The sequence below is a fragment of the Nocardia abscessus NBRC 100374 genome, from assembly GCF_000308455.1.
GTDB classification, from domain to species: Bacteria; Actinomycetota; Actinomycetes; order Mycobacteriales; family Mycobacteriaceae; genus Nocardia; species Nocardia abscessus.
The window spans coordinates 1-20791 of sequence record NZ_BAFP01000032.1; the positions used below are offsets into that span (position 1 = coordinate 1).

Annotated in this window: 12 protein-coding genes; 5 read left to right on the top strand and 7 right to left on the bottom strand. The window is 69.9% G+C overall.

What is annotated here, in order from left to right; all coding sequences use genetic code 11:
• Positions 1–883 precede the first annotated feature (883 nt).
• Positions 884–2617: a glycerol-3-phosphate dehydrogenase/oxidase gene (locus ON19_RS05765; protein ID WP_043688046.1), complete on the top strand. Its 1734-nt coding sequence runs from the start codon at positions 884–886 to the stop codon at positions 2615–2617.
• Between the two features lie 235 nt (positions 2618–2852).
• On the opposite strand, the gene ON19_RS05770 is transcribed toward ON19_RS05765, so the two are convergent.
• From ON19_RS05770 to ON19_RS39960, 4 genes are all read right to left on the bottom strand, one after another.
• Positions 2853–3428, bottom strand: a complete 576-nt coding sequence (locus ON19_RS05770; protein ID WP_043688125.1) for a TetR/AcrR family transcriptional regulator — start codon at positions 3426–3428, stop codon at positions 2853–2855.
• 74 nt (positions 3429–3502) lie between these two features.
• The gene (gene hpnE, locus ON19_RS05775; protein WP_043688126.1) at positions 3503–4864 is read right to left on the bottom strand and encodes a hydroxysqualene dehydroxylase HpnE; all 1362 of its coding nucleotides are present in this window, start codon (positions 4862–4864) and stop codon (positions 3503–3505) included.
• A gap of 87 nt (positions 4865–4951) precedes the next feature.
• Complete coding sequence (locus tag ON19_RS05780) at positions 4952–5734, bottom strand: DNA-formamidopyrimidine glycosylase family protein (protein WP_043688049.1); 783 nt, start codon at positions 5732–5734, stop codon at positions 4952–4954.
• Positions 5735–5827: 93 nt separating this feature from the next.
• Entirely contained in the window at positions 5828–10753 is a 4926-nt protein-coding gene (locus ON19_RS39960; protein WP_043688050.1) for an ATP-dependent helicase, read from the bottom strand.
• A gap of 107 nt (positions 10754–10860) precedes the next feature.
• Here ON19_RS39960 and ON19_RS05790 point away from each other — a divergent pair, with 107 nt between their 5' ends.
• Genes ON19_RS05790 through ON19_RS05800 form a run of 3 tightly spaced genes read left to right on the top strand, consistent with a single transcriptional unit; the run spans position 10861 to position 13247 of the window.
• Complete coding sequence (locus ON19_RS05790) at positions 10861–11406, top strand: histidine phosphatase family protein (protein WP_043688052.1); 546 nt, start codon at positions 10861–10863, stop codon at positions 11404–11406.
• Positions 11407–11466: 60 nt separating this feature from the next.
• Complete coding sequence (locus ON19_RS05795) at positions 11467–12414, top strand: patatin-like phospholipase family protein (RefSeq protein WP_043688054.1); 948 nt, start codon at positions 11467–11469, stop codon at positions 12412–12414.
• A complete protein-coding gene (locus ON19_RS05800; RefSeq protein ID WP_043688056.1) occupies positions 12411–13247 on the top strand; it encodes an SDR family NAD(P)-dependent oxidoreductase in 837 nt (278 codons plus the stop codon). Before ON19_RS05795 ends, ON19_RS05800 begins: the two co-directional genes overlap by 4 nt.
• Positions 13248–13301: 54 nt before the next feature.
• Here ON19_RS05800 and ON19_RS05805 read toward each other — a convergent pair whose 3' ends face one another.
• Together ON19_RS05805 and ON19_RS05810 are read right to left on the bottom strand one after the other, a co-directional pair.
• Positions 13302–14516, bottom strand: a complete 1215-nt coding sequence (locus ON19_RS05805; protein ID WP_051168579.1) for a lipase family protein — start codon at positions 14514–14516, stop codon at positions 13302–13304.
• Positions 14517–14860: 344 nt separating this feature from the next.
• Positions 14861–15340: a hypothetical protein gene (locus ON19_RS05810; protein WP_043688058.1), complete on the bottom strand. Its 480-nt coding sequence runs from the start codon at positions 15338–15340 to the stop codon at positions 14861–14863.
• A gap of 284 nt (positions 15341–15624) precedes the next feature.
• On the opposite strand from ON19_RS05810, the gene ON19_RS05815 reads away from it, so the two are divergent.
• Complete coding sequence (locus ON19_RS05815; protein WP_043688061.1) at positions 15625–19098, top strand: indolepyruvate ferredoxin oxidoreductase family protein; 3474 nt, start codon at positions 15625–15627, stop codon at positions 19096–19098.
• A gap of 198 nt (positions 19099–19296) precedes the next feature.
• Here the strand turns inward: ON19_RS05815 and ON19_RS05820 are convergent, their stop codons facing one another.
• Positions 19297–20763: a subtype B tannase gene (locus tag ON19_RS05820; protein WP_083899163.1), complete on the bottom strand. Its 1467-nt coding sequence runs from the start codon at positions 20761–20763 to the stop codon at positions 19297–19299.
• Positions 20764–20791: the final 28 nt, after the last annotated feature.

The following is a 20791-nucleotide window of genomic DNA, read 5'->3' on the forward strand; positions in this document are numbered from 1 at the left end:
CCTGGAGTTGGGTGCGCCGGGCGCGTTGGTAGTCGAGCGCAAGACATAGTGCACGCAGCTCGGTGCACCCGGCTTCGAGCGCTTGATCGTCAAGTCGACCGGTGCTCGTGGTCAACCGCCTACGCGGCCGCTGCTCGGAGGTGAGTCGGGCTGGGTTGGTTTTCCAGGGTCTGCGGCGCTGGGTGATCGGCCCCTCTGTGGCTCGCGTCCGAGCGACGGCTGCGTGCTCGTTCGTCGCGGGTGCGGCGGCCGCGCGGGCGCGAGCTGGGCCGCGAACGGGCGCATGCTCGGTCTCGCTTCGCTCGGAACCTGGGGTTCGGGTGCGCCGGGCGCGTTGGCATTCGCGCTCCGGATGAAGTGCACGGTGTTCGGGTGGCTGATCGTCAGGTCGACCGGTACTGGTCAACCGCCTGTGCGGCAGCCGCTGAGGTGTGTGCCGACCTTGTTCGTTGACCAGGCGCTGCGCGCTGGATGCTTGCGACCGTGTTGGGACTCGCGTCGGAGTGGCGGCTGCTTTCCTTCGGCGCCGACGTGGGCAGCCCAACTGTGCATGTTCGGACTCTTCGGCTTCGCCCCGGTGGTTCGGAAGGCGGAGGGTGATCGTGAGGCTCGATGCGTGGCCGGGGCGGGTCTCGGTTCGCTGCGATGGTCGGTGCGGTGTGCGGTGTGCGGTGTGCGGTGTGCGGTGTGGCGGGCGCGGCTCGGTGTTCCTTGCCTCACTGGGGCGTGGGTGGGGGCTCGCGGGTCGGTAGGGTGGGTCTTGTTACTGGTGAGTAGGTCGGGGCGACACGGATTCGGGTGCGGCGGTCGATTCGCGGCGATTCGCCTAGCCTGGACCTGAAGGCTCGATCGGACACATCCGCGTCGGCTGGAGGAGTCGAGCATGGCCAAGAAACCGGATTCGCAGTTCCTCGGCCCGGAGCAGCGCAGTACGGCGTGGGAGCGCTTCGGCAAGGATCATTTCGATGTGGTCGTCGTCGGCGGTGGCGTGGTCGGTGCGGGCATCGCGCTGGACGCGGCGACCAGGGGCTTGCAGGTCGCGTTGGTCGAGGCCCGCGATCTCGGGTCCGGCACGTCCAGCCGGTCGTCGAAGATGTTCCACGGCGGGCTGCGCTATCTGGAACAGCTGGAGTTCGGATTGGTGCGCGAGGCGCTGCGAGAACGCGAGCTCACGCTGTCCACCCTGGCGCCGCACCTGGTGAAGCCGCTGCGGTTTCTGTACCCGCTTACCCACCGTGTCTGGGAGCGTCCGTATGTAGCCGCGGGCCTGGTCCTCTACGACACCATGGGCGGCTCCAAATCCGTACCGGGTCAACAGCATCTGACGCGCGCGGGCGCTCTGCGACTGGCGCCGGGGTTGCGGCGCGACTCGCTGATCGGCGGTGTCGCCTACTACGACACGGTGGTGGACGATGCGCGCCACACCATGATGGTGGCGCGCACGGCCGCCCATTACGGCGCGGTGATCCGCACGTCCACCCAGGTCGTCGGGTTCCTCCGGGAGGCGGACCGGGTGGTCGGTGTGAAGGTGCGCGACACCGAGGACGGGCGTACCGGTGAGGTCCGTGGACATGTGGTGATCAACGCGACCGGCGTGTGGACCGACGAAGTCCAAGCCCTGTCGCATCAGCGGGGCCGGTTCCACGTGCGCGCTTCCAAAGGCGTGCACATCGTGGTGCCCAGGGACCGGATCGTCAGCGACACCGCGATCATCCTGCGCACCGCCACCTCGGTGCTGTTCGTCATCCCGTGGGGCGCGCACTGGATCGTCGGCACCACCGACACCGAGTGGAACCTCGACCTGGCGCATCCCGCCGCGACCAAGGCCGACATCGATTACCTGCTGGGACGGGTGAACGAGGTACTGGTCACGCCGCTCACACCCGACGACATCGACGGCGTGTACGCGGGTCTGCGCCCGCTGCTGGCGGGGGAGAGCGACGAGACGTCCAAGCTGTCGCGTGAGCACGCCGTCGCCCGGGTGGCACCCGGGCTGGTCGGCATCGCGGGAGGCAAGTACACCACCTATCGCGTGATGGCCTACGACGCGGTGGACGAGGTGGCGGAAGACATTCCGGCCCGGGTCTCGCCCTCGGTCACGGCGAAGGTGCCGTTACTCGGCGCCGACGGCTATTTCGCGCTGGTCAACCAGACGGTCCAGCTGGCCGAGACCTTTGGCGTGCATCCCTACCGGATCAAGCACCTGCTGGATCGGTACGGTTCGCTCATCGAGGAGGTCATGGCCTTCGCCGAGGACAAACCCGAACTCCTGCAACCGATTACGGACGCACCGTCCTATCTGCAGGTGGAGGCGGTCTACGCGGCGGCTGCCGAGGGCGCCCTGCACCTGGACGACGTGCTGGCCCGGCGGACCAGGATCTCGATCGAGTACGCGCATCGCGGGGCCAATTGCGCGGAGCAGGTGGCTCAGCTGATCGCACCCATCTTGGGCTGGGACGACGAGGAAATCGACCGGGAGGTCCGCACCTATCAGGCGCGGGTCGACGCGGAGGTCCACTCGCAGACCCAGCCGGACGACGCCTCCGCCGACGCCCTGCGGATCGCGGCTCCGGAGCCACGCCCGGAGATTTTGGAGCCGGTGCCATCGGAAGGGTGAGCCGACCGGCATACCCGGCGGGCGCGGGAAGCTGAGCCGGATGGCCGCATACTGATCCATCGGTGCGGCACGGTTGCTCCGCGCCCCGTGGCATCGGCGATGCGCAGGGTGCAGGTCGGCACGATGCGGTAGCGGTGTCGCCTGTACCGGCGGCTCACCCCTGACCTGACCGCAGCCATCGACGCAGCCCGTGGCGGTTCACCTGTGCATCACCGCCCGAAGGTGATCGGCTCGATCAGTCTTCGCCGTCGGACGTTTCCATCCGCATAGCCCAGGCGACCAGTGAGCGCAGATAGCGCAGCACCAGCTCGTCCGGGTACTCGATCGGGTCGGTCAGGTGCAGGCGGGCCAGTTCCTCCATGGCGGCCAACAGGATTCGCTCCGTCGGGCCGTTCGGATCCACGGTGACGCCGAGGTATCGGGACAGATGGCGCGCGCCGATCGCGCGGGCGTAGGCCCGGCCGAGCGCGAGTCGCTCGCGGAGTTCGGGCGGCCCGCCGTCGAACGGGCTGAGCATGATGCGCCAGCTGGTCGGCGCGGCGTGCAGGTAGGCGAGGATGCCCCGGCCGACCCGGTCCACGTCACCGTGGTCCCAGTCCACGCTGCGCACACCGGTGAACGCGATGGCAGACTCGCGATCCAGCAGCGCCGACGTCAGCCCGGACAGATCGGTGAACTGCTGGTACACCAGCGCACGGGCCACTCGCGCCTCGCGGGCGACCCGGTCGATGCTCACCGCGCCGAAGCCCTCGGTGGCGACGATGTCGCGCGCCACGTTCAACAGTTGGGTACGGCGGTCGGCGGCGGACATCCGGCGCTTCGGCCGCGCCCGAGGCGGATCCGGGAGTTCGGCGATGCCGCGCTCGGACGTGGAGCGGTCCGTGGTCACGCCATCGAAGGTAGCTCGAGCAGCAGATCCACCGCCCGTGCCGCACTCTGCACAGCGCTCTCCATCGTCGCCGACCAGTCGGTGGCGGTCCAGTCGCCCGCGAGCACCAATGTGGGCACCGAGGTGCGCTGGCCCGGTCGCAGCCCGTGGGTGCCGACGACCTGCGAGAAAGTGGCTTTCGGCATGCGCACGACCTGCGCCTGCACCACGTTCGCCGCTCGTGCCTCGGGATAGTAGCGGCGCAGCAGCGCCATCTGCTCGGCGACGATCTCGTCGCTGGACTTGTGGATCTGTTCGTACGCGCCACTGGTGGTCAGGCAGTACAGCCAGCCTTTCGCGGTGCTGCGTCCGGTCATCCGCTGGCGGTCGAAGACCTCGTCGATGACGCCGGTTCCCCCGATCAGCGCCTCGAACTCGGCCGTGGTGCCCAGCGGGCGGTCGAGGTAGAGGTTGGTGCTGACGATCGGCGTGTAGCCCAGTTTGTCGGCCGCCGCGTAGATCTCGGCATGCTCGGGCAGTTCGTCGAGCAACCCGCCGATACTGGAATTGGGCACCGCGCACACCACCGCGTCGGCCGGAATCGTGGTGCCGTCGGCCAAGGCGACACCGGTGACCCGGCCGTCCGCGATATGAATGCGACGGGCCACGGCCCGATGGCGCACCCGCACGCCGTGCTGATCGAAGATCCGCAGCGCCCCGGTGACATACAGGGTGTCCAGGTCGGTGGTCGGGTAACCGATGTCGACGGCCCGCCGGTGCCGCAGGCCGAGCCGGATGCCGGTGGCCAGCACGTCGGCGAACACCTTCGCCGATTCCCGCTGCACCGGCTCCGCCGCGATGCCGAGCGCGAGCCAATCCCACAGCGCCTCACGCGCTTTCGCGGGCATGCCGATCCGGTCGAACCATTGCTCGGTGGTGAGGTCGGGCAGGTCGGCGGGCTGGTGCAGGCACTGCCAGCCGAGCCGGAGCGTGGCGAGGGCCGCACGCACGCGTTCGGATGGGTTCGCGTCGGGATGCGCGCCGGACAGCGTGCGCAGCGCGGCGATTCCTTTGGTGCGCATGGTGACGCTGCGGCCATCGGGCCAGCGCAGTGTGCCCCCGTGCGGAAAAGCGACGTATTGCCGCGTGCCGACACTCGTGAGATAGCGGAACAAGTGGTCGTAGCCACTGGCGATCACGTGCTGACCGTTGTCCGGCGTATCGTCCACCGCCTCGGCGCGCATGGCGTGGGCGCGGCCACCGAGCCGGCCTCTGCGCTCCAGCAGGGTGACCTGCTTGCCCGCCTCCGCCAGCCAGACCGCCGAGGCGAGCCCGGCCAGGCCGCCTCCGATCACCACATATCGCCGTGGGTCGCCCATGGTGCCTCCCGCCATAGCTGACAAGTTGTAAGTTAGGTGGGCGGGAGTGACTCGTCAAGGGCGGAGCGGCTTTTGGCTCGACGCGGGTCAGTCAGCGGGGATCGGCTGGCACTGGGGGCAGAAGAAAATGCCGCGTTCCCGTTGCACCACGCGGTCGTAATCGGGTGCGGTGTCACCGAGCAGATCGGCGGCGAACGGCGTGCCGCAGCGCGGGCACGGACGGTGGGTGCGGCCGTAGGCCAAAGGCCGTCGCGGTGGTTTCGCGGCCGCTTCGGCCAGAATGCGGTGCGCCTCGTTCACCAGTGCGAGCAAGTCGGGAACGTCACCGACCTTGGTCGCGGGGTGGACGCGGCGCAGGAAACACACCTCACTGCGGAAGACGTTGCCTATCCCGGCGAGGTTGCGCTGGTCCAGCAGGGCAACGCCGATGGACTGGTCGGGGTAGCGCTCCAATCGCCGGACGGCCTCCGCGGCATCCCAATTCGGCCCCAGCAGATCGGGTCCGAGATGGTCGACGACCCGGTGTTCGTCGCGCACCCGAACCACTTCCACGGTGCCGAGGGAGAACCCGACGGCCTCGACCTCCGCCGTGCTCAAGACGACCCGGGCGGCGACGCGGGGCTTGGTCCAGCGCTGTCCACAGTGGAACACGCGCCAGCTGCCCTCCATCTTCAGGTGAGTGTGGACGCTCACGGTCGGCGTCCGGATGAACAAGTGTTTGCCGTAGCTGCCGACGCTCTCGACCACCTGTCCGCGCAGATCGACCGTCGCATAGCGAGGTACCCGGAAATCGCTGCGCGTCAATTCCTTTCCCTCCAGTGCGGCGCGGAGCCGTTTGGCGGCCAGAAAGACGGTGTCCCCCTCAGGCATACGACAGCCCCGGCGCGCTCACAACCTCGTGATCTCGCGGCGCACCACCCGAATCTCGGCCCCGTCCGTGCCGGAGGCTCCCGAGGTGACTACTCACGGGCGGCTCCGGAGACGGAGCCCGCGCGGGGTGGCGGAGAAGCCCGCTTCGGTCAGGAATACGGCGAAGGTGTTGCCGTGCACGGTGTCTCCGTTGACGCGATCGATCACCAGCGAGTCCACCCGGCGGCGGCGGACCAGGTCGGCGAGCGCTGCTGCTGCGGCGCGGCGGGCCTCTGGGTCCTCGGTGAAGGTGAGCAGGGTCTTGCCGCCCCGTTCCAGGTAGAGGACGAGTTCACCGTCGACGAGCACCACCAGCGCCCCGGCTTTGCGTCCGGGGCGATGCCCGCCCTCGACGTCGCTCTTCGGCCAGGCGAGCGCGGCGCCGTACGGGTTCGCGGGATCGCACGCGGCCAGCGCCAGTACGGTGCCGGTCGGCTGCCTGGACTCGGGACGGGCGCGTTCGGTATCGAAGGAACGCAAACGGTCCACCACGTCGGTGGTGGAGAACTGGGCGCCACCGAGCGAGTCGACGAAGTATCCCCGGCGGCAACGACCGCGGTCCTCGAACTCGGTGAGTACCCGGTACATCAGCGCGAACCCGCCGGGGACGCCCTCGTTCTGCACCGAGCCCCTGGTCAGCACCCCATATCGCTCCAGGAGCAGATCGGCGGTGGCGTGTGCGCGCACCGTGTTGTCCGACACACGCTCGGGCAGCAGCGACCATCGCCCGGCCACCGAGGGCGGACCGGAACGGGTGGGCATGCTCGGGCGGGGCAGGTAGGCACGGCCCCGTGGGGCGCGCCGGGGAGTGCGATGGGCCGTGGTGGTCCGGGTCGTGCCGGACAGCAGCGCCCGCACCGGTGCGAACGTGTCCCCGGCGACCATGCCCGCCCAAGCCAATTCCCACAGCGCGGAGGCCACCGCGGCGTCATCGAGCAGGCCGGTGGCGTCCGAGAGTTGCCGGAAGAAGTAGGCCCCGCCGCTCTGTGGCACCGGGATCAGCCGTTCCGACGGGGTGCCGGAGATCGGATGTCCCACGGCGGCCGCTGATTTCGAGTCGACCGGTGAGCGTCGTCCACGTCGGCCGCCATCCGTCCCGGACCCGTTGGATGTGGCAGCACCGTCGGTGTGACCGGCTGTCTCGGCGGATCGCCGGTGCGTGCCGCGACCGTCGACCGCGCTGCCGGGCGGCGGATCCGGGTCGTCCAACGGCACGGGCGCTCGATCCGGCACAGTCTGTTCGGGGTCGGGCGGCGTCCACGGTACGAAGGTCGCGCCCAGCGCGGTGAGCAGCCGAAGCTGCACGTCGGTGAGGTCGATCTCGTCCGGCGGCGCCAGCGTGAACGGCGCCTGCTCGGCCAGGTGCAACGCGATCCAGCCGTCCTTGGCGGTGATGGCGCCGTGCCCGGACCAGATCACCTCGCCGGTCGCCATGAGTTCGTCGAGCATGGCGGGGGTGTAGTCGCGCACCCGCGCGGGCAGGACGAGCGATTCCCACGCGGAGGCCGGAATCGGCACGCCGGCAAGCTGTTCCACGACGGACGCCACGCCGTCGACGCCGCGCAGCTCCCCGCTGCCGATGTGCTGCCAGGACGGCAGGAAGCGTCCGAACGCGGCGGTCGAGACCGGCTCGACCTCGTGCCTGGCGGCGGCGAGCGACCGGCGGCGCAGCCGGCGCAGCACCTGCGCGTCACACCATTCCGACCCGGCTGCTCCGGGCGTGAATTCACCCTCCACCACGCGTTTCTCGGCTATGAGTCGATGGAGCGCGGTAGCGGCGACCGCGGTGCCGAGACCGAACCGGGCCGCTACCGCCTCCGTGCCGAACGGGCCGTGCGTGCGGGCGTAGCGGCCGATCAGATCGCCGAGTGGATCGGCCACCGGCTCGATGAACGCCGAGGGCGTGCCGATCGGCAGCGGGACCCCGAGCGCGTCACGCAACCGGGCCGCGTCCTCGACCGCGACCCACCAGGTGCGGTTCGCGAAGGAAACGTGCAGTGCCCGCCGGGTGGTTACCAGGCTCTCGAACCAGGCCGTGGGGTCTTCGTCGCAGCGTTCGGTGGCCTCGGCGGCGGTGAGGGGGCCGAGCAGCCGCAGCAGATCCGCCAATCCCTCGGCGTCGCGCGCGTGCCGCTCCGGTGTGAGCCGTTGCAGTTCCCGCTCGGTCTGCTCGATGATCGTGGCGTCGAGCAGTTCGCGCAGCTCGACCCGGCCGAGCAACTCGGCAAGCAGCCCCGAGTCGAGCGAGAGCGCGGCGGCGCGCCGCTCGGCCAGCGGACTGTCGCCGTCGTACATGAACTGCCCGATGTAGTCGAACAGCAGGGCGTTCGCGAAGGGTGACGGCGTCGCCGTCTCCACCTCGACCAGCCGTACCTGGCGCCGCCCCACCCGGCCGAGCAGCTCGCGCAGCGACGGCAGGTCGTAGACGTCGCGCAGGCACTCGCGCACCGTCTCCAGCAGAATCGGGAACTCGGGGAACTTGCGCGCCACGTCGAGCAGCTGGGCCGAGCGCTGCCGCTGCTGCCACAGCGGTGCGCGCTTGCCGGGATCGCGGCGGGGCAGCAGCAACGCCCGCGCGGCGCATTCGCGGAACCGGGAGGCGAACAGCGCCGAGCCGCCCACCTGCTCGGTGACGACGTCGTCGATCTCGTCGGATTCGAAGACGAACAGTTCGGCGCCGGGTGGGTCGTCGGTGGTGTCGGGCAGGCGCACGACGATGCCGTCGTCGGAGGCGTTCGGCGCGGCGTCCACGCCGAACCGTTCGCGCAGCCGCGCTCCGACGGCCAGCGCCCACGGCGCGTGTACCGGGAGGCCGTAGGGCGAGTGCAGCACCAGCCGCCAGTCGCCGAGTTCGTCGCGGAACCGCTCCACCACCAGGGTGCGGTCGGTGGGCAGATGCCCCGTCGCGGTGCGCTGTTCGTCCAGCAGCGTGAGCAAATTGGTGGTCGCGTTGTCGTCCAGGCCGGCGGAGCGCATGAGTCCCGCGACGCGCTCCGGGACCGGAATTTCGCGCGATCCGTTCCCGACGGCCGTTTCGGCCCCGTCATGTCGCGACTGCGCCTGCGCGCGTGAGGTTTTCGACGGCGCACTGCCGTCGCGCCGGGACGTCTTCCTGCTCGCCGGAGCGGCCGTCTCGGCGGCCCGGTCCTGTGCGACCGTGCGCACGAACTCGCCCAGTGCTGCGCCGAGTTCGGCCGGTCGCCCGAGCCCGTCGCCGTGCCAGAACGGCAACCGGCCCGGCTGTCCGAACGCGGGCGTCACCAGCACGCGGTCGAAGGTGATCTCCTCGATCCGCCAGCTCGTCGCCCCGAGCGCGAACACGTCGCCGACTCGCGACTCGTAGACCATCTCCTCGTCGAGCTCCCCGACCCGGGAGGCCTTCTCGCCCACCATGTAGACCGCGAACATGCCGCGATCGGGGATCGCGCCGCCCGAGGTGACGGCAAGGCGTTGCGCGCCGGGCCGCCCCGTGAGCGTCCCCGCGTCGCGGTCCCAGACCAGCCGGGGACGCAACTCGGCGAACTCGTCGGACGGATAGCGCCCGGACAGCAGATCCAGCACCGACTCGTAGGCCGAGCGCGGCAGCGCCGCGTAACTCCCGGTGCCGCGCACCACCTCGAACCACTCGTCGACGTCGACCGGGTCCAGCGCGCACGCGGCGACGGTTTGCTGCGCGAGGATGTCCAGCGGGTGCGCCGGGATCTGGATCGCCTCGATCTGTCCCGTTGTCATCCGCTGCGAGGCCACCGCGCAGTGGATGACGTCGGTGCGATGCTTCGGGAAGATCACCCCGCGCGAGATCTCGCCGACCTGGTGCCCGGCCCGCCCGATCCGCTGCAATCCGCTGGCCACCGAGGGCGGCGCCTCCACCTGGACCACCAGGTCGACCGCGCCCATATCGATGCCGAGTTCCAGGCTGCTGGTCGCGACGACGCAGCGCAGCCGTCCGCTCTTGAGATCGTCTTCGATCAGCGCGCGCTGCTCCTTGCTGACCGAACCGTGGTGGGCTCGCGCCAGCAGGGGCCCGGCGCCGTGGATCACCTCGGTGGACGCGCCGAGCTGGGCGGGCGGCTTGTGCTCGACATCCACCGGCTCGCCGAGCCGCGCGGCGTAGGCCTCGTTCAGCCGTGCGGTGAGACGCTCGGCCAGCCTGCGGGAATTCGCGAACACGATCGAGGACCGGTGCTCGAGCACCAGATCCACGATCGCCTCGTCCACATGCGGCCAGATCGACCCCGGCTGATCGGACTCGCCCGGCTCGGTCATGTCCGCCACCGGCACCCGCACCGAAAGGTCGAACGTCTTCGGTGCGGGCGGGGCGACCAGGGTGATCGGCGCGTTGCCGACCAGGAATCGCCCGACCTCCTCCGGTGGCCGGACGGTGGCCGACAGCCCGATGCGCTGGACGGGCCGCTCGGTCAGCAGGTCGAGCCGGGCCAGCGACAGCGCCAGGTGCGAACCGCGCTTGGAACCGGCGATCGCGTGCACCTCGTCCACGATCACCGTGCGCACGTTCCGCAGCGTCTCCCTGGCCGCCGAAGTGAGCATGAGGAACAGCGACTCGGGCGTGGTGATCAAGATGTCCGGCGGGGTGCGCAGCATGGACCGCCGATCGGACGCGCTGGTGTCGCCGGACCGTACGCCCACGGTGATCTCCGGCGGCTCCAGCCCCAGGCGTTTGGCGGTCTGCGTGACGCCGACCAGCGGCGCCCGCAGATTCCGTTCCACGTCCACCGCGAGCGCCTTCAGCGGGGACACGTACAGCACGGAGGTACCGGCCTGTTCGGGCCGCTGCTCCCGGGCGGCCAGCTGGTCTATCGCCCAGAGGAACGCCGAGAGCGTCTTCCCGGACCCGGTCGGCGCGACGACGAGCGTGTGCTCGCCCGCCGCGATCGCCCGCCACGCTCCGAGTTGAGCGGAGGTCGGCGCGGGGAACGCGCCGTCGAACCACTCCTGGGTCGCGCGGGAGAACGGGGCCATGGATTCAGTGTGCACCGGCCTACCGACAAGCACGCCCGTACCGTTTCGCGAGCGAAGCCGGAGCAATCGAACGACAGCCGCCGACGCCGGGCCGTACGCTTCCACAGGTGCAAAAAGTGCTCAGACTCGACCTGGTCAGCCATGGGATGACCGAGGCGATGCGGAAGGCACGTTTCCCGGTGGACGAATCGCTCACCGAGGCAGGCCGGCGTGCGATGACAGGGTGTGGACCACTCACCGCTCCCCGGGTGCTCACCGGGCCGGAGCGCCGGACGGTGGAGACCGCCGCGCTGCTGGGTTTGCCGGGCGAGGAGGACAACCGGCTGCGCGACCTGGACGCGGGCGCCTGGCGCGGCGGTGAACTCATGTCGGTGCCCCAGGCCGAGCTGTATGCCTGGCTCACCGACCCGGCCTTCCGCGGGCACGGCGGCGAGTCGGTGGTGGACGTGATCGAACGGACCAGATCGTGGATGGCCGAGGTCGCCGCGCAGGCCGTGTCCACCATCGCGGTCACCCACCCGGCGATCATCAGGGCCGCGCTGCTGGTGACGCTGGACGCGCCGCCGAAATCCTTCTGGCGCATCGATATCCCGCCCGGCAGCGTCACCCGCCTGCACTATCGCGGTGAATGGACGTTGCACTTCACGGCCTGATCCGCCGGCCGATCGCGCGACGGGTGGCATTCGAGCCGCGCCGAGCTAGTGTCTGAGACTATGGGTAACAACAATGGGTCGTATCGGCGCGGCCTGGCCATCGGATGCGGTGGCACCGTGGGGGCCGCGTGGATCGTCGCCGCGCTCGCCGCCGCCCGCGACGTGCTCGACTGGGATCCGCGCGCGGCGGATGTGCTGCTCGGCACCTCGGCGGGGGCGGAGACGGTCACGCTGCTCGGCAGCGGCGTCTCGGTCGACGACCTGGTGGCCGCGCAGCGTGGCACGTCGACCGATCCGATCCTGCGCGAGCACCGTGCCTGCGAGCCCGGGCGCTTTCCGCCGCTGCCGCGCCCGCGACTCGGCTCGCCCCGGCTGTCGCTGCGGCGCCAGGAACCGGGACAGGAGCTCCTGGCCGCCGCCAGCGGACTGCTGCCGGTCGGCGGTGGTGACCCGAGCTGGCTGCAACGGCTGGCCGAGCGGCTGACTCCGGGCCGCACCTGGGTGCCGCATCCGGCGACTCGTCTGGTGGCGATGGACTACGCGACCGGTGAGCGGGTGGCCTTCGGCTCGCCGGGCGCACCCGACACGACCATCGGCGCGGCGCTGCGGGCCTCGTGGGCCGTTCCCGGCTGGTTTCCGCCGGTCACGATCGCGGGCCGTCGTTTCGTCGACGGCGGCGCCGGCTCGACCGCGTCGGCGGACCTGCTCGTTCCCGAGAAACTGGACGAGGTGCTCGTGCTCGCCCCGATGGCCTCGACTACTCGAATCCCGGCTACGGGGCCTGGGCATTTTCTGGAGCGACAGTTGCGCAATCGGATGAGCGACAAGCTCTTTGCCGAGATCGCGCAGTTGCGCGCGGCGGGCACCAAAGTGCTCTTCCTGGGCGCCACCGCCGACGATCTCGCGGTGATGGGCCCCAACTTCATGGACGGCCGCCGTCGTCTCGCCACTTTCGAACACAGCTTGCGCAGTACCCGGCGCGCACTCGAACGAGGAGCTTTCGTATGAGAATCACCGGATCCGGCTACCCCGGCATCGACCTGCGCGAGGCAAGAGTCCTGATCACCGGCGGCGGGCGCGGCATCGGCCGGGCCACCGCGGCGGCGTTCGCCGCGAAGGGAGCGCAGGTCGTGCTCGCGGACGTGGACGAACCCGCCGCCGAAGCGGCCGCCGCCGCGATCGGGGCGAGCGCGTTCGAGCTGGACGTGCGCTCGCGCGATCAGTGGGACGCGGTCGTCGCGGCGGTGGGCGGAGTCGACGTCCTGATCAACAACGCGGGTGTCATGCCCGCCGGGGCGTTCCTGGAGGAACCGGACGCGGTCGGCCGGGCAACGCTGGACATCAACGTCTGGGGTCTCATCCACGGCATGCGGTCCGTCGCACCGGGCATGATCGAGCGCGGCCGCGGCCATATCGTCAACGTCGCTTCCCTGGCGGGCAAGGTCCCCATCCCCGGCTTGGCCGTCTACAACGCGAGCAAGTTCGCGGCCGTCGGCCTCTCGGCGGCGACCCGTCTGGAATTCGCCGCCCACGGCGTCAGCGTCAGCTGCGTCCTGCCGTCGGCCGTGCGAACCCGCCTCTCCTCGGGATTGCGGCTCGGCCACGGCATGCCGACGGTCGACCCGGAGGACGTCGCCGCCGCCATCCTGCGCACCTGCGCCACGCGCAAAGCCGAAGTGGCCGTGCCGAGCTACCTCGGCCCGGTGGACATCGCGCTGGCCGCCGCGCCGGAACGCGCGGTGCGCCTGGTCCGCAGCCTCTTCGACGGTGATCGCGCCTTGCATCCGGCCGACGAGCAGACTCGCGCGGCGTACGAGCGAGAAGTGCGCTCCATCGACTGACCGAACGAAAAGCGGCCCGGGAAAACATCTCCCGGGCCGCGGTGGGGGTTGCGGTCAGCAGGTCGTCGCCGCGGGTTCGCCGCGGAACCTGGCCTCGACGTAGTTCCACGCGTCGGCGAATCCGGCGACCGCCGCGGTCATGTGCTCGGAGATGTCGACGGTGTGGAACTGCACCGGCGCGCCCGCCTTGCAGTACCGGTCGGCGACCTCGGCGACGGGCCGGTAGAAGGTGAGCGTGTCGAAGCGGCCCTGCCACAGATAGGTCGGCACGGTCGGCACGCCGTCGAAGTACCGCAGGCTGTTCTCCCGCAGCACGGCGTGCGCCTCCGGGCTGTCCATCAGGCTCTTGGTCGCCGCCATCTGCTCGGCGCTGCGGAAGGCGCCGTGGAACAGCAGGAATCGCCGGCACGCGTCGTGCGTGAATTCCCGGAACCACAAGCCGTTCTCGTTGAGCTGATCCGAGATCGGCAGCCGGTCCGGGTATTCCCGCTCCAGTCCCATGGCCGCGGCGAAGGCGAGGCCGAACCCGGGATGCGGGTCGAAGCCCAGCGACATCGCCATCTCCTCCATGTCGGCGGGGATGCCACCGGCCACGGCGGCGGCGAGCTGCAGATCCGGCGCGTAGGTGGGTTGCATCGCGGCGGCCCACGCGGTGGCCATGCCGCCGCCGGAATAGCCCGCGATGGCGACGGGCGACTGGGACAGGCCGAGTTCGGCGACTTTGCGCACGGCCTTCACGCTGTCCAGCGTCATCATGCCGGCCAGTCGCGCGGCGCCGTAGGCGGAAGTCGGACCCAGGTAGTCGGGCAGCGAGATAGCCCATCCGCGTCCGATGGGCAGCATCGCGCCTACCGCGTCCTGCAATTCACCGTTGAACAGCGAACGCGACGGGTTGCACTGGGTGCCGAGGGAATTGATCAGCGCTTGGTAGGAGACCAGCGGCGGGTTCTCGACCCCGGCAGGCAGCAGGACCGTCGTGATGCCCATGACGGGATTGCCCTGCGAGTTGGTGGACCGGAACGCCACCTGCCAGCCTTCGGTCCCTATGTAGAGACCGGTGTCGATCTTGCGGGTGCGCACGACATCGCCGGGTGCGTACGCCGCCAGGTCGGACGGCGCGGAGTAGAACAAATCAGGATCGGGGGTGGGATACAACGGCTGAGCCGTTGCCTGCAGGCCGAGCAGGCCGAGCGAGACGACGCTCACCAGCAAGATCGCAATCCTGAACGGAACTCTGGACACGGTTTTCCTTCGAAAGTCAGCCGTCATCGGCGCACCGGCCTGGCGTGCCCGCCGCGGGTGCGCCGGACGGACCGGCACTACACGGAAATCCGCAGCGAACCTCGTTCACTGCGGGACAGAGCGGAAGGAACCGCCGCCGGAACGGCCTGAGCCGATCTCGGCGGACTGGCGCACCTCCTTCGACTCCGGGACCGCCGGTAGCCGCGAAGGCGGCACCATCCGCTGCGAAAATAGCGCCCGACCGGGAAGAACACCGAATCGGCGAGAGAAAAACCGGACAATTCACAATGCCCGTGGCCCGCCATTCGACAAGATCACTAACGGAGGCGGCCTCCCCGGTCGCCCGCCGGCTCGACCCCGTGTCGCGTGGCTCATGGGAAGCTGAGCACCGTCCGATCGCCCAGCGGGCGTTCCAGATCGACGACCACCACACCGTACTCGCGCTTCTGCTCCGGGTTCGCGCCCTGACACGGCGGCATGCCGCGATGCAGGCCGCGGATCAGCCGCACGTTCACCAGGTCGGCGGATTCCTCCACCCGCGCGGTGAACCCGATGCTCGGGCAGCCGACCGGCCCCGGTATGTGGATCGCGAGCTTGTCGGTGCCGTCTTCGACGTCGTACTCCGAGAAGGGCATCGCCGAACTGGGTTCCAGATCCGCGGCCTGCGGGATGACGACCATCGTCCCGCCCGCGTAGCGCCGGGGGCCGGGGTCGGCCCGCGTCCCGGGCGCCGCTCCCGCAGCCTGATCCGGTGTGGAGGGGAGGGCCGGGTCCGGCTGCTGCCCGCACGCGGTCAGCGCCCCGAACGCGATGGCGGCGAGGATCGCCGTGCCCCTCCTGAGCAATGCCATCTCTCCACCTTCACACAGCCGGGCGCGGGCGCGGCGGAGGTATCCCGGTGTGGCACCGGACCGGCTCGCCGAATGCCACCCGCCCGCGACCCATTGTGTGCGCGCCGTCACACGGACCTCGCACTCTGCTTAGGTTGTGCCCATCGAGATACTGACGAATTGCGCAGATTGCTCAAGGCTTTAGCCATAGGTTGTGCGTTCCGTTCTTCAGGGACACGATATCGGCAACAAGTGCTCAACATGGCCCAGCGCCGAATCGGCGCCGAGTGGACGGGTGGATCTGTATGACCGAGCTCGCCGACCGCGATCTGATCGCAGCCCCCTACGATCTGGCCGACCGTTACCGCGTCGGTTCGCGGACCGTCGTCCTCACCGGCGTCCAGGCCATCGCCCGGCAGTTGGTCGAGCAGCACGTGCGTGATCTGCGCGCCGGTTCGCGGGTCGGCACGTTCGTCTCCGGGTATCAGGGCAGTCCGCTCGGCGGCGTCGACAAGATGCTGGCCGGAATGCCGGACGTCCTCGCCGAGCACGACATCTCGTTCGTGCCCGGGTTGAACGAGGAGCTGGCCGCGACCTCGGTGTGGGGCAGCCAGGCGGTGCTGCCCGCGGGCGCCGCGACCCACGACGGCGTGGTCGGTGTCTGGTACGGCAAAGGCCCCGGCCTGGATCGCGCGACCGATGCCCTGCGCCACGCCAACATGTACGGCGCGAACCCGCGCGGCGGCGTCCTGCTGCTGGTCGGCGACGATCCGGCGTTGAAGTCCTCCACCGTGCCCGCGGTGAGCGAGCGTTCGCTGGCGGCGCTGAACATCCCGGTGCTGTTCCCGCGCAACGCCCGCGAGATCATCACCATGGGCCTGCACGGCGTGGCCCTGTCGCGCGCGTCCGGCTGTCTCGTGGCGCTGAAGATCGTGGCCGACGTCGCCGACGGCGCATGGACCGTCGACGGATCGGTGGGAGACATCGACATCGTCGTGCCCGAGATCGACTGGGCGGGCGCGCCGTTCCGCTACCGGCAGCGTCCGATGGCCGCGCCGGCCGACAGCCTGCTCGCCGAGGCGGATCTCTACGGTCCGCGCTGGGAACTGGTGCGGGCCTACAGCACGCGCAACGGGCTGGACGTGATCGAGGTCCACCCGGAGCGCGCCACGATCGGCATCGCCGCCGCCGGAACCACCTTCGACGCGGTCCGCCAAGCGCTGATCGATCTCGGCGTGGACGACGACGCGCTGCACGAGGCGGGCATCCGGCTGCTGCGCATCGGGATGCCGTATCCGGTGGCACCCCAACGGGTCCGGCAGTTCGCCGCCGGGCTCACCCGGCTGATCGTCGTCGAGGACAAGACCGCCTTCCTCGAGACCCAGATCCGCGACATCCTGTACGGCGCCGCGGGCGCGCCCGAGATCGTCGGCAAGCGCGACGGTGCGGGCCGCCCGCTGTTCGGCAGCGACGGCGAACTCACCTCCGGGCGGATCGCCGCACCGCTGCGCCGCGTGCTCGACGGTCACGTCGCGTTGAAACGCGCGCTGCCGCAGCCGCTCTCGCTATCGGTGCTGCCCGCCAAGCGCGCGGCCTACTTCTGCAGCGGCTGTCCGCACAACCGCTCCACCGCCGTCCCGGACGGCTCACTGGCGGGCGGCGGCATCGGCTGTCACACCTTGGTCACCATGTCCGGCCGCACCGACAGCAAGGTCACCGGGTTGACCCAGATGGGCGGCGAGGGCGCGCAGTGGATCGGCCAGGCCCCGTTCACCGACGTACCGCACCTGTTCCAGAACATCGGCGACGGCACGTATTTCCACTCCGGTCAGCTCGCCGTGCAGGCGTGCGTCGCGGCGGGGGTGAACATCACGTTCAAGCTGCTGCACAACGACGTCGTCGCCATGACGGGCGCGCAGCACGCCGAGGGCGCGCTCACGGTGCCGATGCTCACCCACAAGCTCACCGTCGAAGGCGTCCGCCGGATCATCGTCTGCGCCGACGAGCCCCAGCGCTACCGCAAGCGCGATCTCGCTCCCGGCACCCTGCTGTGGCACAGGGACCGCCTCGACGAAGCGCAGCGCGCGCTGCGCGAGGTACCCGGTGTCACGGTGCTGATCTACGACCAGCACTGTGCGGCCGACGCACGGCGGCAGCGTAAGCGGGGCACCCTTCCGGTGCGCCGCACTCGGGTGGTCATCAACGAGGCGGTGTGCGAAGGCTGCGGTGATTGCGGCGTAAAGAGCAATTGCCTGTCGGTGCAGCCGGTGGACACCGAATTCGGGCGCAAGACCCGGATCGACCAGACCTCGTGCAACACCGACTACAGCTGCCTCGACGGCGACTGCCCTTCGTTCGTCACGGTGGAGCTACCCGATCCGGCCGACCGGAAGCCGCGTGCCGCGCAGCGCGGGCCGCAGCCGCCGCAACTGCCCGAACTCGTGCACGAACCGCCGACGACCACGCAGAACGTCTTCCTCGCAGGCATCGGCGGCACCGGTATCGTCACCGTGAACCAGGTGCTGGCGACCGCCGCGATGCGAGCCGGGTACGAGGTGGCGAGCCTGGACCAGATCGGCATGAGCCAGAAGGCCGGACCCGTGGTCTCGCACCTGCGTTTCGCCGTGCACGCGCTGGAACCCGCCAACCGGCTGGCCCCCGCCTCCGCCGACTGCATCGTGGCCTTCGATCTGCTGGCCGCCACCGACAACAAGAACCTGGCCTACGGCCGCGCCACGACCACCGTGTCGGTCGCCTCCACCAGCAGGACCCCGACCGGCGACATGGTCTACGACAAGTCGGTCGCCCATCCCGACGAGGCGATGCTGCTGGTGCGCTTGGCGAAGGTCTCGCGGTCGGTGCGGTCCTTCGACGCGCTGGCCGCCGCGCAGGCCCTCTTCGGCAACACGGCCGCAGCGAACTTCCTGCTGGTGGGTGCCGCCTACCAGACCGGCGGTCTGCGGTTGCCGCGCACCGCGATCGAGGAGGCCATCGAGATCAACGGAGTCGCCGTTTCGGCCAACCTCGCGGCCTTCCGCTGGGGGCGGGTCGCGATCGCGCGGCCGGAGGAGTTCGCCGCTGCCACCACGCGCCGCCCGGCCGCGGCAGCTACGGTGACGATACCCGCGGACCTGTTCGAGGGGTTGACCGCGACGGGAGAGACGCGGCGCCTGACCGAACTGAGGGCTGTCGAGCTGATCGGTTATCAGAGCGCGGCAGTGGCGCGCGACTACGTCGCCACGGTGCAACGTATCTGGGAGGCCGAGCGCCGGGTGACCGACCGCACCGAGTTCAGCGAGCAGGTGGCGCGCGGACTGTACAAGTTCACGGCCTACAAAGACGAGTACGAAGTGGCGCGACGACTCACCGACCCGGCCTTCTTGGCCGAGGTCGCCGCGCAGGTCCCCGAGGGGGCGAACCTCAGCTACCGGCTGCACCCGCCACTCCTGCGCGCGATGGGACGGAAGAAGAAGATCGGCCTGCGACCGGGCAGCCACTTCGCCCTCCGCTTGCTGGCCAAGGGAAAGCTACTGCGCGGGACCGCGTTCGATCCGTTCGGCTACGCGCACGTGCGACGCGTGGAACGCGAGCTGCGCACGCACTACACCGGGATGGTGACGGACCTGGCCGGCATGCTGGACCGATCGGGCTACGACCGCGCCGTACAGGCGGTGGCTCTCGCCGACGTGGTGCGCGGATACGAGGACATCAAGCTCGCCAACGTCGCGCTGTACGCCGAACGCCTGCGGGAACTCGGTATCGAGCCGCCGCGATGGTGACGGGGTACCGCACGCCGCGTCGCCCGGTCGCCGGTCGATCATCGGAACGGCTGCGGACTTCGCCGTCGCCTACCAGGAGAACGGCGCAGGCAGGCGATACCAGCGCGTCCACCAGTCCGCGGGCTCCGTGATCCGATCTCGATGCCGCGTGGTGGTCCACCGGCCTGCGAGTGCGAGGGTGCCGGGTTCGCGAACGACTCACCCCGCGTAACCGGTCACCCTTCCGATCCACGCGATGAAATCCGCGGCGTCCTCGTTGCTGCCGTGGCCCGCGTCCCAGTACATCGCGGCGTCGACCTCGGCGCCCAGATTCTCCAGGCTCGCGGCGAGGTTGCCCACGATCGTCAGCGAGGTGTCGGTGTCCTTGGTGCCGACGCGGATCCACCAGTGCTTCGCTCGGGCGGGATTCCGCTGTCGGAGAAAGAACATGGGGTTCATCATGCTGATCTTCTCGGGCAGGTCGCTGTCGAGTTGCGCGCCGGGGTCGCCGGTCGCATGCCGCAGGCTGAACAGGGTGAAGTGCCTGGCCTTGACGGTTCCGCCACCGAACTCGTTGTTCTCGCCCGAGGACAGGTCGAAGGCGTCGAACGCGGGTACGCCCTTCTTCCGCTCACCGACGTGCGCGAGGAAGTTCGGCCAGGTGAACTCCGCCCGATCGCCCGCCCACGTGATCCACGTGTTGGCCGCGAGATAGCTCGAGCGGTCTGCGTCCGGCAGTGCGGTCAAGTACTCGGTCGCCGCCGGTTCCAGGTAGGTCCGTACGAGATAGTCGCCGTAGTTCGCGGCAGTGAGGCGCCCGAATCCGTTCCTGCCCTGTAGTTCCAGCGAAGCCTGGTAGTCGGTGAACGCCGCGCTCAGGTCCCGTGAGGCCACGGCGTCGAGTGCACCCGAGCGCGACGGGTTCGCGCCCCAATTCCACTCGTAGGCCATATCCGCGTGTTCGAGGTCGGTGATCGGACAGTAGGGCGCGGCAGCGAAGACGGCATCGCTGGCGTCCGCCGCGCCGAGTTCGGCGAGATACCGGTCGTACATCCGGCTGTCCCCGGACACGGCGAGCAGGGCGGACAGCGCGCCTCCCGCGCTGACCCCGGTGACCACGATCCGGTCGGTGTTTCCCGGCACGCGGCCCGAGTTGTGCCGCAGGTACCGGACGGCGGCCTTCAGATCCACGATGGCGGCGGGAGCCACGCCGTAGTACATGCCGTCGGGGGCCACCAGGTCGCGCCCGCGAGCGCCGGAGTCGACGACTACATAACCCGCCGCGAGCGCGAGATCCTGGTTCCTGGTCCGATCACCGCCGTCGTCCGGTTCGCCGTTCGCAACCGACGATGACAGATATCCCGCGACGGAGTTGCTCAAGAGGATGGGCGCCTTGCTCGCGTCGACGGAGCGGCCATCGATCTCGACGGGCACGCTGACGTTCAAACTCTGGTACGCCTTGTCGATCGGCTTCGCGACATAGGCAACCTCCGTGTAGCGGCGATAGGTCACCTCTTTGTCGCGATCGAAGGTGGCGACTGTCTTCTTCTCGGTCGTGAACGCGTCCGGGTCGAAGGCCAGCTCGTCCACCGCTTTCGCGCCGCCGTCCAGCACACCGCAGGCGGTGGCGAACATCGGCACGGCGACCGCCGCCGCACATCCCTTGAGCATCGCTCTGCGCTGCACAGCTCTCTCCTTCGCGTTCGTGGCAAAC